This is a genomic window from Dehalococcoidia bacterium, assembly GCA_040902535.1.
GTDB lineage: Bacteria > Chloroflexota > Dehalococcoidia > DSTF01 > JACRBR01 > JBBDXD01.
The window spans coordinates 1-13266 of sequence record JBBDXD010000014.1 but is presented as its reverse complement, the minus strand read 5'-3'; the positions used below and the strand labels follow the sequence as shown (position 1 = coordinate 13266).

Annotated in this window: 18 protein-coding genes; 9 read left to right on the top strand and 9 right to left on the bottom strand. The window is 65.2% G+C overall.

Annotation, left to right across the window (positions count from 1 at the left end; genetic code table 11):
• Positions 1-50: 50 nt before the first annotated feature.
• The 3 genes from pyrH to rpsB are packed head-to-tail and all read right to left on the bottom strand — an operon-like array spanning position 51 to position 2169.
• Positions 51-794 (bottom strand): UMP kinase, encoded by a 744-nt coding sequence (gene pyrH / locus WEB52_06355; protein ID MEX2226051.1) that lies wholly within the window; start codon positions 792-794, stop codon positions 51-53.
• A 10-nt stretch (positions 795-804) separates the two neighbouring features.
• Entirely contained in the window at positions 805-1311 is a 507-nt protein-coding gene (gene tsf, locus WEB52_06350) for a translation elongation factor Ts (protein MEX2226050.1), read from the bottom strand.
• Between the two features lie 18 nt (positions 1312-1329).
• A complete protein-coding gene (rpsB, locus tag WEB52_06345) occupies positions 1330-2169 on the bottom strand; it encodes a 30S ribosomal protein S2 (GenBank protein ID MEX2226049.1) in 840 nt (279 codons plus the stop codon).
• Between the two features lie 194 nt (positions 2170-2363).
• Between rpsB and WEB52_06340 the strand changes: the two genes are divergently transcribed.
• The 7 genes from WEB52_06340 (at position 2364) to hisI (ending at position 6211) form a co-directional block, all read left to right on the top strand.
• The gene (locus tag WEB52_06340) at positions 2364-2987 is read left to right on the top strand and encodes a ubiquinol-cytochrome c reductase iron-sulfur subunit (protein MEX2226048.1); all 624 of its coding nucleotides are present in this window, start codon (positions 2364-2366) and stop codon (positions 2985-2987) included.
• Positions 2988-2995: 8 nt separating this feature from the next.
• Positions 2996-3529: a hypothetical protein gene (locus WEB52_06335; protein ID MEX2226047.1), complete on the top strand. Its 534-nt coding sequence runs from the start codon at positions 2996-2998 to the stop codon at positions 3527-3529.
• 39 nt (positions 3530-3568) lie between these two features.
• Positions 3569-3916, top strand: a complete 348-nt coding sequence (locus WEB52_06330; GenBank protein MEX2226046.1) for a helix-turn-helix transcriptional regulator — start codon at positions 3569-3571, stop codon at positions 3914-3916.
• Positions 3913-4284, top strand: a complete 372-nt coding sequence (locus tag WEB52_06325; protein ID MEX2226045.1) for a permease prefix domain 1-containing protein — start codon at positions 3913-3915, stop codon at positions 4282-4284. The genes WEB52_06330 and WEB52_06325 overlap by 4 nt, the downstream gene beginning before the upstream one ends.
• A 3-nt stretch (positions 4285-4287) precedes the next feature.
• A complete protein-coding gene (locus WEB52_06320; GenBank protein ID MEX2226044.1) occupies positions 4288-5013 on the top strand; it encodes a class I SAM-dependent methyltransferase in 726 nt (241 codons plus the stop codon).
• A gap of 41 nt (positions 5014-5054) precedes the next feature.
• Positions 5055-5813: an imidazole glycerol phosphate synthase subunit HisF gene (gene hisF / locus WEB52_06315; GenBank protein MEX2226043.1), complete on the top strand. Its 759-nt coding sequence runs from the start codon at positions 5055-5057 to the stop codon at positions 5811-5813.
• A gap of 74 nt (positions 5814-5887) precedes the next feature.
• Positions 5888-6211, top strand: a complete 324-nt coding sequence (gene hisI, locus WEB52_06310) for a phosphoribosyl-AMP cyclohydrolase (GenBank protein ID MEX2226042.1) — start codon at positions 5888-5890, stop codon at positions 6209-6211.
• Here hisI and WEB52_06305 read toward each other — a convergent pair.
• Positions 6208-7116 carry a DUF1385 domain-containing protein gene (locus tag WEB52_06305; protein MEX2226041.1) on the bottom strand — a complete coding sequence of 303 codons (909 nt, stop codon included), beginning with the start codon at positions 7114-7116 and terminating at the stop codon, positions 6208-6210. The genes hisI and WEB52_06305 overlap by 4 nt on opposite strands.
• 149 nt (positions 7117-7265) lie before the next feature.
• Between WEB52_06305 and WEB52_06300 the strand changes: the two genes are divergently transcribed.
• Positions 7266-8213, top strand: a complete 948-nt coding sequence (locus WEB52_06300) for an aldolase (GenBank protein MEX2226040.1) — start codon at positions 7266-7268, stop codon at positions 8211-8213.
• Positions 8214-8235: 22 nt separating this feature from the next.
• Here the strand turns inward: WEB52_06300 and WEB52_06295 are convergent, their stop codons facing one another.
• The 4 genes from WEB52_06295 to rplU form a co-directional block, all read right to left on the bottom strand.
• Positions 8236-9807, bottom strand: coding sequence for an amidohydrolase (locus WEB52_06295; protein MEX2226039.1), 1572 nt, complete (start codon positions 9805-9807; stop codon positions 8236-8238).
• Between the two features lie 84 nt (positions 9808-9891).
• Entirely contained in the window at positions 9892-10119 is a 228-nt protein-coding gene (rpmE, locus tag WEB52_06290; GenBank protein ID MEX2226038.1) for a 50S ribosomal protein L31, read from the bottom strand.
• Positions 10120-10145: 26 nt separating this feature from the next.
• Entirely contained in the window at positions 10146-10418 is a 273-nt protein-coding gene (rpmA, locus tag WEB52_06285) for a 50S ribosomal protein L27 (protein MEX2226037.1), read from the bottom strand.
• 6 nt (positions 10419-10424) lie between these two features.
• The gene (gene rplU, locus WEB52_06280; protein MEX2226036.1) at positions 10425-11018 is read right to left on the bottom strand and encodes a 50S ribosomal protein L21; all 594 of its coding nucleotides are present in this window, start codon (positions 11016-11018) and stop codon (positions 10425-10427) included.
• A 274-nt stretch (positions 11019-11292) separates the two neighbouring features.
• Between rplU and WEB52_06275 the strand changes: the two genes are divergently transcribed.
• The gene (locus WEB52_06275; protein MEX2226035.1) at positions 11293-11904 is read left to right on the top strand and encodes an archaellin/type IV pilin N-terminal domain-containing protein; all 612 of its coding nucleotides are present in this window, start codon (positions 11293-11295) and stop codon (positions 11902-11904) included.
• A 78-nt stretch (positions 11905-11982) separates the two neighbouring features.
• Here the strand turns inward: WEB52_06275 and WEB52_06270 are convergent.
• Positions 11983-13266: AAA family ATPase (locus tag WEB52_06270; protein ID MEX2226034.1), on the bottom strand; the 1284-nt coding region annotated here is incomplete at its 5' end.

Sequence of the window (13266 nt, the reverse complement as noted above, 5' to 3'; positions counted from 1 at the left end):
ACCGGCTCCATGGTACATCACGCCTCCGCCGCCTCAGCCCGTTCTACCCGTCATGCAGGCGCCAGCGCCGTCTCCGTCGCTCCTACCTGCGTGCCGATGCCCTCACCCTGCACGGCACGGACAATGCCCTCGGCCGATCCGACGTCAAAGACGACGATCGGTAACTCGTTTTCCATGCACAACGACAGTGCCGTGCTGTCCATGACTTCGAGCCGGCGGCTGAGCGCGTCCATATACGACAGCGTCGCAAACCGCCGCGCACCGGCATTCTTGCGTGGGTCGGCATCGTACACGCCGTCGACGCGGTTCTTGGCGATCAGCAGCACCTCCGCGTCGATTTCGATCGCGCGAAGGGCGGCCGCGGTGTCGGTGGTCATAAACGGGTTGCCGGTGCCGGCTGCAAAGATCACGACCCGGTGCTTTTCGAGGTGCCTGATCGCGCGCCGTCGAATGTAGGGCTCCGCGACCTGCTGGATCGGAATGGCCGTCTGCGTCCGTACGCTCCCGCCCACCTGCTCGATGGCGTCCTGCAGCGCGAGTGCGTTCATGACGGTTGCGAGCATGCCGGCGTAGTCCGCGGTTGCGCGGTCCATGCCGGTCTCGCTGACCTGCGCGCCCCGCCAGATGTTGCCGCCTCCGACGACGACGGCAGTCTCGACGCCCAGTTCGTTGACGCGGTTGATCTGGGTCGCTATGGCACGAACAGTCGCCGGATCGATGCCGTACGCAGCCGGCCCCATGAGGGCTTCGCCGCTGACTTTCAGCAGTATGCGCTTGTAGGGGCCGTCGCCCATCGCCCGGCGCCTACTGGCCGAGCTCGAAGCGCGCGAAACGCCTGATCCGGATGTTCTCGCCCGTCTGTGCGATCGCTCCCTGCACTAGCTGCGCGATGGTCTGGGAGCCGTTGCGGATGAACGGCTGCTTGAGAAGCACCGTCTCTTCCGGCGACCCCTCGGCATCGTCGGGCAGTTCCTCTTCCCTGATCGCAAGCGTGGTCGGGATACCGGCGATCTGCATCGCGATGTCGTGTACGAGCTGCTTGAAGGTGTCCGTGCGGGCCACAAAGTCGGTCTCGCAATTCACTTCGACGAGTACGCCGATGCGGCCTCCTGCGTGAATGTACGAGTCGACGAGCCCCTGCGATGTCTCTCTACTCGATCGTTTCGCGGCCGATGCGGCGCCGCGCTCCTTGAGGATCTCGACCGCGCGATCGATATTGCCGGCGGCCTCATCGAGGGCGCGCTTGCAGTCCATCACGCCTGCGTTTGTGAGTTCACGCAGCCGTCTTACGTCTTCAGCAGTTGCCGCCACGTGGTGTCCTTCCTTCGGTCAGGCCTGGGGCGCTGGTGGCGCCTCTTCCGCAGTGGTCCGGGGCTCCGGGTCGTCCGGCGAAGCCGAATAGGTGCCCGCCGCAATCGCTTCCATGTCGACCTCGCCCGCGTCGACCTCTGCCGCGTACGTCTGGCCCAACGAGCGTCCCTCGATCGCGGCATCGGCGATGCGGCTTGCGATCAGCTTCACTGCGCGAATCGCATCATCGTTCGATGGGATCGGGTGATCGATCTCGTCCGGATTGCAGTTCGTATCGCACATGGCAATGATCGGGATGCCGATGCGGAGTGCTTCGGTGACGGCGATGCGTTCCATCGGCGGGTCGATGATAAACAATGCGCCGGGAAGGCGCTTCATGTTCTTGATGCCGCCGAAGTAGCGGTTCATCCGTTCGACCTCTTCGAGGATCTTGCCGGCCTCCTTCTTCGTGAGCACCGCGAGTTCGCCCCGGTCGCGGCGATCCTCTAGCCGGATCAGATGGTCTATGCGGCTCTCGATGGTCTGGAAGTTGGTGAGGGTGCCGCCGAGCCAGCGGTTCGTGACGAACGGCTGGCCGGCACGCGTCGCCTCCGTCTCAATCGCGTCCTGCGCTTGCTTCTTCGTGCCCACGAAGAGGATGGCATCGCCCCGCGCGCTGACGCCACGGACGAAGTCCATCGCGCGCTTGAGCAACGGGACTGTCTGCGCCAGATCGATGATGTGGATGCCGTTGCGCTCGGTGTAGATGAACGGCTTCATGCGCGGATTCCAGCGATGCGTCTGGTGCCCGAAATGCACACCGGCTTCGAGGAGCGCCTTCATGGAGACGGGTGGGGGTGCGGCAGCTGCGGTGGTCATCGGTTCTCCAATCTTCCAGACATAAATTTGAGGCCTTCCTTGGCCCCAGCGTCCGGACTCTCGTTCTCAGAACGCCCGCAGTATATCAGCGCCCGATGCGAGTGAAAACGATGCGTTCCACGCGCCCCCACGAAGCACCCGCGGCCTTGCGCCCCTCACTAGATAGTAATACCATCTAAGTAGAGGAGGGCAGCATGCCCGACATCATCACCGCCGACGCGAAGATCACCCCTGCCGTCTCGGTCCCGCCCGCCGCCGACGTCGCCTCGGGACGCCTGAGCCGACGCCGCGCACTGATCGCCACGTTCTGGGCGGGGATCGGCACGCTCGTTGTGGCAGGCGTCGGCTCAGTGCTCAACTCGCTGTACCCGCGGAACGTCACCGGATTCGGCGGGCCGATCAGCGTGCTGGCGAGCCGGATTCCCGGACCCGGCGACGCGCCGCGATCCTTTGCGGAAGGCCGGTTCGTGCTCGTGAACCTCGAGTCCGGAGAAGGCGCCATGCCCGGCGATGAGGCGCGGTCGCCCGGCGGACTCGTCGCGCTCTACAAGAAGTGCCCGCACCTCGGTTGCACGATCCCGTGGAAGAGCGATGCCCGCTACAAGGACCTGCGAGGCGTCTTTCTCTGCCCATGCCATGGCTCGACCTACACCCGGGCCGGCGTACGCGTCTTCGGCCCCGCACCTCGTTCCATGGATACGATGGCGATCGAGGTGAGTGATAGCGGTGACATCATCGTGCAGACGGGAAGCATCACCGAGGGCGGCACCGACAATCCGGCGCGCGCCGTGCCGTATCGATCGACGGCCCAAACATGATCGGGCCGGTGGACCGCAGGCGCTTCGCGAAGATCGCGCTCGCCGGCTCGATCGCCGCTCTGGGCGCCGCCGGCGGCGCGGCAGTAGTGGCAATCACCTATCCTCGCGCGACAAATCGCGGGAACGAGGTCGTAGTCCCGCGCGACCATGTGCCGTCGCCAGGGTCGCCTCCGCTACGCGTCGAAGGGCGCGTCTTGCTTGTGAACCTGACGCCCGGAGAAGGCTACGCAGCCGATCACGCGGGCGCGGCGCCCGGTGGCCTGCTGGCCGTCAACGCACGCTGTACGCATCTCCATTGCGATGCGCGATGGCGAGATGACTACCACCTCGGCAGTCAACCCGGCTCCGAGTGGCTCGTCTGTCCGTGCCGTGGCGGCGTATTCACGAAGGCCGGCGTCCGCGTCTTCGGACCGCCGCCACGCTCGCTCGATACGATCGCGCTGCGAGTGACGCCGTTCGGCGACGTTATCATCGATGCGGCCAGGATCCGCGAAGGTACGCCGACCAACCCGATGCGGGCAGTGCGGTGGCCCGCCGTATGATTGTCGCCTGCGCCTCCGTCCCTTCATACTGGTGCTGCCATGCGCTTTGACCGGGAACTGCTCAAGGGCAATACCGCCACCGTCGTCCTCGCGATTCTGGATGAGGGGCCGCTGCACGGCTACCAGATCGCGAAGGAGATGCGGAGTCGCAGCGGCGACGCGCTGGAGCTGGGCCAGGGCGTGCTCTACCCGATCCTGCATCGGATGGAGGATCGCGGTCTGATCGACGGCGAGTGGGAGCAGTCGACGGGTACGCCGAGCCGCAAGCGCTACGTGATCACAGCCAGGGGTCGTGCCGAGCTCAAGGCAAAGCGCAGCGAGTGGGACGCCTTCTCGCGCGCGATGTCGCTCGTGCTTGAACCAGATCGAACGTCAAAGAGCGGATGAACCCCATCGACGGCTATCTCAACGAAGTTTCGTGGGCAATGGGCGGCTCGTTCGCGGAGCAGCAGGCCGCACGCGACGAACTGCGCGGCCACATACGCGACCAGGTGCGCGAGCTGCAACTTGACGGCGTCGACGGAGATGCCGCGATCGGGCAAGCGGTTCGCGATCTCGGCGACGCGACCCTGCTCGGCCGCTCCCTGCGCTCGTCTCGGGGCAAGGCGCCGCTTCGGCGGCCGGTCACGCGGCCGGCCGGCGCATTGATCCTCGAACGGCGCAGCGCCCATCACCTGCCCGCCCGCATGCTCCTCGCGCTCGCCGCCATGGCGGTCATGACTGTCGCCGTGTCGATCGTCTACGTCTGGCCCTAGCACATGTCACGTCTTCGCTGGCAGAAACAAGCCCTGCGCGAGCGCTTCTATCCGGCTGACTTTCGCGGCATGTATGACCGCTTTTCCGACGTGGTGCACGATCACGTCCGCAAGGGCGACGTGATGCTCGACGCCGGCTGCGGCAGTGGACGCGTATTTCAGTACGCGTTCGCGGATGCCTGTCGCCCGAAGCTCATCGTGGGCGTCGACCTCACCTCCGAACCGCGGGGAAACCGCAACGTCGATGCGGCCGCGCGCGCTGACCTCGCGCGGCTCCCGTTTCGCGACGCGACGTTCGATATCGCCGTCTCGAGTCATGTGGCCGAGCACCTGACCCGGCCCGACGCAGTGTTCAGCGAGCTGGCTCGCGTCCTTAAGCCTGGGGGCCGCCTGCTCGTCCTCACGCCGAACCGGTGGCATTACGTGACGATGAGCGCGGCGCTGCTGCCGCATAGGTTCCATCTTCGCTTCAACCGATCGCGCGGGGTCGACGTCGACGATATCTTCCCGACGGTCTACCGCGCCAACACCGCCGGACGGCTGCGTGGGCTGTATGAGCGTTCTGGATTGGAGATCGAGCATCTCTTCCAGTTCGAGACGGAACCGGAGTACCTGGCATTCAGCACGCCGACCTACGCCCTGGGCGTCGGCTTTGAGCGACTCGTCAACCGCTTCGACGCCCTGAAACACCTGCGCGTCAACCTGCTGGCCGTCGGGCGCAGGCGATAGCCCGACTCAGGCGCGAGGACGTTTGCTACCATTCGAACACCATGTTGACCAAGCGCGTGATCCCGTGTTTCGACGTTGCCGATGGACGCGTCGTCAAGGGCATTTCGTTCGTCGAACTGCGCGATGCTGGGGATCCGGTCGAGCTGGCGAAGATCTACGACGAGCAGGGGGCCGACGAACTCGTCTTCCTCGACATAACGGCGTCCAGCGACGATCGTACCACGGTGTATGACATGGTCGAGCGCACCGCCGGTGAGGTATTCATCCCGTTCACGGTCGGCGGCGGCGTCCGCAGCGATCAGGACGTGCGCGTCCTGCTCGAGCTTGGCGCCGACAAGGTGTCGCTGAACAGCGCCGCCGTCGCGGATCCGAAGCTCGTCGGCAAGAGCGCGGATCGTTTCGGCTCGCAGTGCATCGTGGTGGCGATCGACGCAAAGGCGATGGGGGAGGGGCGCTGGGAGGTGTACACGCACGGTGGCCGGCGGGCAACAGGCCTCGACGCCGTCGCATGGGCGAAGAGCGTGGTCGAATTGGGCGCCGGCGAGATCCTGCTGACGAGCATGGACACCGACGGTCACAAGAGTGGCTACGACATCGCGCTGACGCGGACGATAGGGGAGGCTGTCGATGTGCCGGTGATCGCCAGTGGCGGCGCTGGCCACCCGCAACACTTCGTCGACGTCATTGTCCACGGCCGCGCGGACGCGGTGCTGGCCGCGAGCATTTTCCATTTCGGCGAGTATTCCATTGGCGAGACGAAGCGCTACATGCAGGCGCATGGCCTGCCGGTGCGGCTGTAGTGCTGTGCCGGCGCCTTCTGCGAACGAATCGTCCATCGGGCCCGTGCGGGCCGTAGCGCTGAGGAAACACGCAGTTGCTTAACTACAACGACCAGGGCCTGATTCCGGCCATCATCCAGGACGACGACACGGACGCCGTGCTCATGCTTGGCTACATGAACGCCGACACCCTGCGAACGTCGAAGGAGATCGGCCAGGTGGTGTTCTGGAGCCGTAGCCGCAACGAGGTGTGGCACAAGGGCGCGACGAGCGGCGATTACCTCGAGGTCCGCTCAATCAAGGCGGACTGCGAGAACAATTCGCTCCTGGTTCGCGTCAAAATGCTCGGTAACGCCGTCTGTCACACCGGCGCGAAGTCCTGCTTCTTCAACGAGGTCGAAGGATCGGCGACCGCCTAGGTCAACGGCTGTTCCGCGGCCTCCGGCTGCACCTCGTTTGCGATCGCGACGTCGAGCGCCTGAATCGCTACTTCGATTTGCGCGTCGTCCGGGTCGCGCGTCGTAAATGATTGCAGCCACAGGTTCGGGCGATAAATCAGCCCGAGCACCGGCGTGCGCTCGAACCGCTGGCCGAGCCGCAGCACTTCATACGCCAGCGCGGCGACGACGGGCACCAGCGCGATACGTGAGAGCAGCCGCAGCCACAACGGCGGGGCGCCCAGGAACAGAAACAGGATCATCGCGAGCACTACGACGGTGAGCAGGAACGCCGTGCCGCAACGTGCGTGTGCGTTCGGAAACCGGCGTACGTTCTCGATCGTGAGCGGCAGGTCGTGCTCGTACGCGTGGATCGTCCGGTGTTCCGCAGCGTGATAGGCGAACACACGGGCAATCTGCGGTGAGCGGCCGAGCAACGCGATGTACGCGAGCAGCATGACGACGCGCAGGACGCCCTCGAACAGCACTTCTGCGTACTCACTCCCCAGGATCCCGCTGGTCCAGGCGGTCAACAGCACGGGCGCAATGAAGAAAACGGCGGTGACCATGGTGACCATGAACGCGACGGTGGACGCCACCTGGGCATCGTTGATGCGCTCGTCTTCCTTGCCGGCGGCGACGAGCGAGGACCAGGTGAGCGCGTGAACGCCGAGGGTCAACGTCTCGTACAGCGTGACGATGCCTCGCAGCAACGGTATGTCGCGGACGCGGCCAGTCGCCGCCCGCTCGAATCGCCGCGACATCGTTACGATGCGACCGTCCGGCGCGCGGACGGCGACGGCCATGTGCGTCGGCGCGCGCATCATGACGCCTTCGATGACCGCCTGCCCGCCGAAGCGCGTCCCGGGGCGCCTGACTCCTGCCATCATCGGAGCCTATCCGCTGCGTTCGGGTGCGGCTAGCAGCGGCTCATGAACGCCGCTGTTACCTCCTGTCAAGGTGCCGAGCCTTGAAGCTGTCACGCCGGCACGCGATCATGGGAGCAGGCAAGCCACCGCGATCGATGGAGGACCGAATGACGACGCTCTTGACCAAGGTCGATGTCCCGGCGGACGTCCCGTCGGAGCACGCGGACCTGTATGAGCAGAACATCCAGACCATCACGAAGGGCACCGGCAGGCTGATGCTGTTTGCCGGCGACCAAAAAGTCGAGCACCTCAACGACGACTTCTACGGCGCGCTCAGCAGCGGTGAGCCGATCCACATGGACGATGCCGATCCGGAGCACTTGTTCCGCATCGCTTCTGAAGGCGTGATCGGTTGCTTCGCCACGCAGTTCGGGCTGATCGCGCGCTACGGGCGCGACTATCCCACGCTGCCGTACCTGGTCAAGCTCAACTCCAAGTCGCATTTGATCAAGACGAAGCAGCGCGATCCGCAGAGCCTGGCGTGGGTCAGCGTGGACGATGCACTCACGCTCCGCGATGCCGGCCTCAATGTCGTCGGCGTTGGCTACACCGTGTATCTCGGCAGTGAGTACGAGCACGATCAGATGCGCGAAGCCGCGCAGGCGTGCATGCACGCGCACCGCCGCGGCATGGTCGCCGTCCTCTGGATCTACCCGCGCGGCGAAGCCGTGCCCGAGGAGCAAGATCCGCACCTGATCGCCGGCGCGACGGGGCTCGGGGCGACGCTGGGTGCCGATTTCGTGAAGGTGAACTATCCCAAGCCCAAGGAGGGCGCCGCCGCCGAGGCGTTCAAGGAAGCCGTGAAGGCGGCCGGGCGCACCCGCGTGATCACGGCCGGCGGTTCCAGTACCGACGTGCGTAAGTTCCTGCAGACGCTGCACGATCAGATTTTCATCGCCGGAGCGGCAGGCAGTGCGACCGGGCGTAACATTCACCAGAAGTCGCTGAAGGAAGCCGTGCGAATGACGAACGCGATCGCGGCCGTCACCTACGGCGGCCTCAGTGTCGATGAGGCGATGGACGTCTACGAGGGCAAGAAGCAGTTCTCGCTGTAATCGCAGCGGCCGCGCGATCCGATTAGTTGCGTTCGTACACGATCTCGCCGCCGACGATCGTAGCGTCGACGCGGGCGTCGAGAAGGCGTGCGGGGTCGTCGACCGATAGCAGGTCGTCGGATAAAACGACGCAATCTGCGAAGTAACCCTCCGCGATCCTGCCCGAAACGTCTTCCTCAGCTACGGCATGTGCGCATCCCGCGGTATAGGCTCGGATCGCCGCGTCGAGCGAGATGCGCTCTTCCGGATGCCACCCATCTGATGGCTCGCCGTCTCGCCGCTGTCGCGTTACGGCTGCGTGGAGGCCGGCGATCGGATCCATGGTCTCAACGGGCGTATCCGATCCGAAGGCCAGCGTCGCGGCTGCGTTGAGTAATGACGCAAACGCGTAGGCGCCGTCGCCACGTGCGCCCCACGATCTGTCCACCTTTTGCATGTCTTGCGTCGCATGGATCGGCTGCACGGACGCAGTCACCCCCAGCGCGCCGAATCGGGGGATCTCGTGGCGCGTGAGCAACTGGGCGTGTTCGATCCGCCGCGGAAGCGTTGGTGCGACATCCCGTAGCCGCTCGTACAGGTCGAGCACTTCGCGGTTCGCGCGGTCACCGATCGCATGGACCGCCGGTGCCAGCCCGTGCTCGAGGCACGCGCGTACCTTCATCTCGAGTTCCTCGACGGGCTGCAGCGGGAACCCGGCGTCCGGTACGTCTTCGTAGGGTTCCAGCATCCATGCCGTCATCGATCCCAGTGCGCCATCTGCGAAGAACTTGACGCCGCCGATGCGCATCATGTCGTCACCGTCGCCCGTAGCCAGATTGCGCTCCAACCACTCGTCGAGGCGATCAGCGGTCATGAACGCACGAATGCGGAGTCGCAGCCGCTCTGAGTCACGGAGCGCCAGCACAGCCTGGTATTCGCCGCGGCCCACGTTCATCGCGTGGACGCCCGTGACGCCGAGCGCATGTGCGTGTGCGATCGCTTCGGACATCGCGGCGTCGCGCTCCGCTGCTGACGGCGACGGTATTGCATCAGTGATCAGCTTGGACGCGGTGTCGCGGAGGATGCCAGTAAGCTCCCCGGCTTCGTCGCGATCGATGGCGCCGCCGAACGGCGCTTCGTGCTCGCGCGTCACGCCCGCAGCGCCCAGTGCGGCGCTATTCACCCATATGCAGTGTCCAGACGTGTGGTTCAACGCGACCGGGTGATCAGGTATCAGCCTGTCGAGCACGTTTCGATGTGGAAAGCGCGCGCGGGGCCAGTCGTTCTGGTCCCAACCGGCGCCACGGATCCACGCACCGGGTTTGCCGAGACTCGCTCGTGCGGCCACGCGTTGCGCCGCCTCTTCAGCGCTCGACGTTTCCTTCAGATCGACGTTTCGCATCGCGAAGCCGGTGCCCAGCAGATGCGCGTGTCCATCCACGAACCCCGGCAGGAGCAGGCGGCCGCGCGCGTCGAACGTCTGCGTGTCCGCAGCGACGTTCGCGTCGATCTCGGCGCCGACGAAAGCAAATCGACCGTCGCGGATCAGCGCCGCATCGGCGTACGCTCCGTCGCCAACCGGGATGCGCGCGTTGCGGATGTACAGATCGTGCATCCGCAGTGTGATACCACGCACGATGCGGAGAAGCGAAGGGCGGTGCACAAGCACCGCCCTTCGTACGCCTTTCGGTCGAGAAGATTACTTGCTGCGCTTCGCCTTCGCCGCCTGGGACTTCTCGAGACGCTTCGCAAAACGCTCGACGCGTCCCGCCGTGTCGACGATGCGCTGTTGCCCCGTGAAGAACGGATGACAATTACTGCAGATCTCGACGTGCAGGTCGGGCTTCGTCGAGCGCGTCTGCCAGCGGTTACCGCATGCGCAGTGGACCGTCGATTCCGTGTATTCGGGGTGAATCTTGGCTTTCATGTCGTCTGTTCTCGTTCCTCTGCTATCTAGCTTGCATCCGATGTCGCCGGGTAAATGCTGACCTGCTTGCGGCGGCCCTTCGCGTACGGCTCGAACTTCACGAGTCCGTCCTCGAGGGCGTAGAGCGTGTGGTCGCGGCCGACCCCGACGTTCACGCCGGCGTGAAACCGCGTGCCGCGCTGCCGCAAAATGATCGTCCCGGGACGCACGATCATGCCGTCAGAGCGCTTGACGCCCAGGCGTTTCGAGTTGCTGTCGCGCCCGTTCCGCGAACTGCCGACGCCTTTTTTATGTGCCATGCCTGGTTACTCCGTCGTCTTCTTGCGTGGACGCTTTGGCTTTTCCGCCGGCGCCTCGACGTTTTCAGCCGGCGCCTCGTCGGCCGCGGCTTCGGGGGCAGCCTCCGCAGACTCGGCATCGGGAGTCTCGGCTGCCTCGGCGCTTGGATCTGCGAGCCCCGCGACGCGCTCTTCGACTTCGATGTTCTGCTCGGCGACCGCCTTGCGACGTCCCCGCTTCTTCGGAGCTTCCGCAGCGGGTTCCTCTTCAGGCGCCGTGGCGACCGGCTTCGGCTTCGCCTGCTGGCCCGCGGCCAGGATGTCATCGACCACGATCTTCGTGAAGTGCTGGCGGTGGCCGGTCTTCTTGCGGGAGCGCGTCTTGGATTTGTAGCGGAAGACCACGATCTTGGCGTCGCGTCCCTGCTCGGCGATCGTGCCCAGCACGCGCGCGCCCTCGACCGTCGGCGCGCCGATGGTGATCGCCTCACCCTCGCCCATGAGCAGCACGTCGCCGAGTTCCACGGTGTCGCCCGGCTCTCCGGGAAGGCGGTCCACCTTCACGGCGCGGCCTTCTTCGACGCGGTACTGCTTCCCACCGGTCCGTACGACGGCGTACACGGCTTCCTCCAGACAAGGGAACACCTGCAGACAAGGGAACACCTGCCGCGGCGGCAGGCTCGGAGGTCATTCTATCGACGAAATCTTGAATCTGTCAAACGAGGCGAATCTGCGCTGGCCGGGCAGCCGTGGCGGCAAAATTTATGCACGCTCTCCTAAAGCCGCGCGATGGGCTGGCCGAAACATCCCTAGGGACTCCACCTAGTGGTTCCACGAAGGTTGACCCCGGGGGACGCCCGCCGGAACGAGGCGCCGGGGACGGGAGGTGGCTCCAGTGCGATTCATCGAAGCGACGGCGCGTCGCCTGAGCAGCGTGCGCAGCGCCTGGAAGCGATTCCAGGAGGAACACGGCGTCACCGGCCTCGAAACGGCGATCATCCTCATCGCGTTCGTCGTCGTCGCCGCCGTGTTTGCGTTCGTCGTGCTCAGCACGGGGCTTTTCAGCTCGGAGCGCGGCAAGGAGGCGGTGTACGCCGGCCTGGCGAAAACGCGCAGCACCATGACGCTCTCCAGCGGTCTCGTCGCGAACGCGAACGCGGGGCTGACGCAGATTGACACGATCGAGTTCGACCTCACGCTTGCCGCGGGCGGCGACACCGTGAATCTCGATCCCACCGCGGTAAGCAACAGCACCGTGATCACATACTTCGACTCGGACAACCTTGTCCCCGACGTGAATTTCACCGCCGCCGCGCTTCGTGGCGACGCCGATACGCTGCTGGAACCCGGCGAACTTATACGCATCACGATCGACCTTGCGGCCGAGGGGTTGGTAGTCGGGCCCAATGCTTCGTTCTCGCTGGAGGTGAAGCCGCCGACGGGCTCCTATCTGGTTATTCAACGCACGGCCCCGCCGGCGTTCCAGCTCGTCAACCAGCTCAACTGACCGCTGCCGCCAACGCTCACAAAGCAAGAAGGCTCCCATGGGGAGCCTTCTGACAACTCAGGATCGCGTTTGTGGACGTTAGTCGCCGTCCGCGTCGAGCTTGATGTTGGACTGACTGCCCCACGCGAGCCCCGGCGGACCGAGCTTGGGTTGCGGTCCCGGCGATGTCTCGGGCTCCGCCTTCTCTTCGGGCTCTTCGGCCGGCATGGCCGGCGCGTCAGGCGCCGCCGGCTCGTCGCTGTCGAGACCGTCCAGCACGCGCTTGAGGTCGTCGCCCTCGATCGTCTCGACCTCCAGCAAGATCTTCACCAGCCGGTCGAGCCGCTCGCGGTTCTCGACGAGCAGTGTGCGTGCTGTCTGATATGCGTGATCGATGAGGCGGCGCACCTCCTCGTCGATCTCTTCGGCCACCTTTTCGCTGTAGTTGCGTTGCTCGCCAATCTCACGGCCGAGGAACACCAACTCCTGCTTGTTGCCGAACGTTCGCGGCCCCAGGCGCTCGCTCATGCCCCACTGCGTGACCATGTTCCGGGCAATCGTCGTCGCCTTGTTCAGGTCGTCGGAGGGGCCTGTCGTCGACTCGCCTTTGAGGATCAACTCCTCTGCCACGAGCCCGCCGAGGCTGGACGCGAGCACGTCCTTGAAGTTCGAACGCGACATGAGGTGACGGTCTTCTTCTGGCAGATAGCGTGTGAAACCGCCTGCCATCCCGCGCGAGACAATGCTTACCTTGTAGGGCGGATCCGCGTGCTCGAGGAGGTGACCCACGAGCGCGTGCCCGCCCTCGTGGTACGCGATGATCTCCTTCTCGCGCGGCGTGATGACGCGGCTCTTGCGCTCCGGACCGGCGATCACGCGGTCGACGGCCTCGTTGAACTCGCCCATCGTGATCTTCTTTTTGTTCCGGCGCGCTGCCAGAATGGCCGCCTCGTTGACGAGATTCGCGAGGTCGGCGCCGGAGAATCCGGGCGTCTGCTTCGCCAGCACGTGCAGATCGACGTCCTTCTCGAACGGCTTACCCTTCGCATGAACGTCCAGGATCATCTGCCGTCCGCGGCTGTCGGGGCGATCGAGAATGACCTGCCGGTCGAAACGGCCGGGGCGCAGCAGCGCCGGGTCGAGGATGTCGGGACGGTTCGTCGCCGCGACGACGATCACGTTGGTGTTGGTGTCGAAGCCGTCCATTTCGACGAGGATCTGGTTCAGCGTCTGCTCGCGCTCATCGTGAGAGCCGCCAAGACCGGCGCCACGCTGGCGGCCAACGGCATCGATTTCGTCGACGAAGACGATGCATGGCGCGTTGCGCTTGGCCTGGTCGAAGAGGTCGCGCACGCGGCTGGCGCCGACGCCGACGAACATCTC

Bases quoted from the DNA above. Each gene is read 5' to 3' on its own strand.
- pyrH (MEX2226051.1), bottom strand. From the start codon at position 794: ATGGGCGACGGCCCCTACAAGCGCATACTGCTGAAAGTCAGCGGCGAA.
- rpsB (MEX2226049.1), bottom strand. From the start codon at position 2,169: ATGACCACCGCAGCTGCCGCACCCCCACCCGTCTCCATGAAGGCGCTC.
- WEB52_06340 (MEX2226048.1), top strand. From the start codon at position 2,364: ATGCCCGACATCATCACCGCCGACGCGAAGATCACCCCTGCCGTCTCG.
- WEB52_06330 (MEX2226046.1), top strand. From the start codon at position 3,569: ATGCGCTTTGACCGGGAACTGCTCAAGGGCAATACCGCCACCGTCGTC.
- WEB52_06325 (MEX2226045.1), top strand. From the start codon at position 3,913: ATGAACCCCATCGACGGCTATCTCAACGAAGTTTCGTGGGCAATGGGC.
- WEB52_06320 (MEX2226044.1), top strand. From the start codon at position 4,288: ATGTCACGTCTTCGCTGGCAGAAACAAGCCCTGCGCGAGCGCTTCTAT.
- hisF (MEX2226043.1), top strand. From the start codon at position 5,055: ATGTTGACCAAGCGCGTGATCCCGTGTTTCGACGTTGCCGATGGACGC.
- WEB52_06305 (MEX2226041.1), bottom strand. From the start codon at position 7,116: ATGGCAGGAGTCAGGCGCCCCGGGACGCGCTTCGGCGGGCAGGCGGTC.
- WEB52_06300 (MEX2226040.1), top strand. From the start codon at position 7,266: ATGACGACGCTCTTGACCAAGGTCGATGTCCCGGCGGACGTCCCGTCG.
- WEB52_06295 (MEX2226039.1), bottom strand. From the start codon at position 9,807: ATGCACGATCTGTACATCCGCAACGCGCGCATCCCGGTTGGCGACGGA.
- rpmE (MEX2226038.1), bottom strand. From the start codon at position 10,119: ATGAAAGCCAAGATTCACCCCGAATACACGGAATCGACGGTCCACTGC.
- rpmA (MEX2226037.1), bottom strand. From the start codon at position 10,418: ATGGCACATAAAAAAGGCGTCGGCAGTTCGCGGAACGGGCGCGACAGC.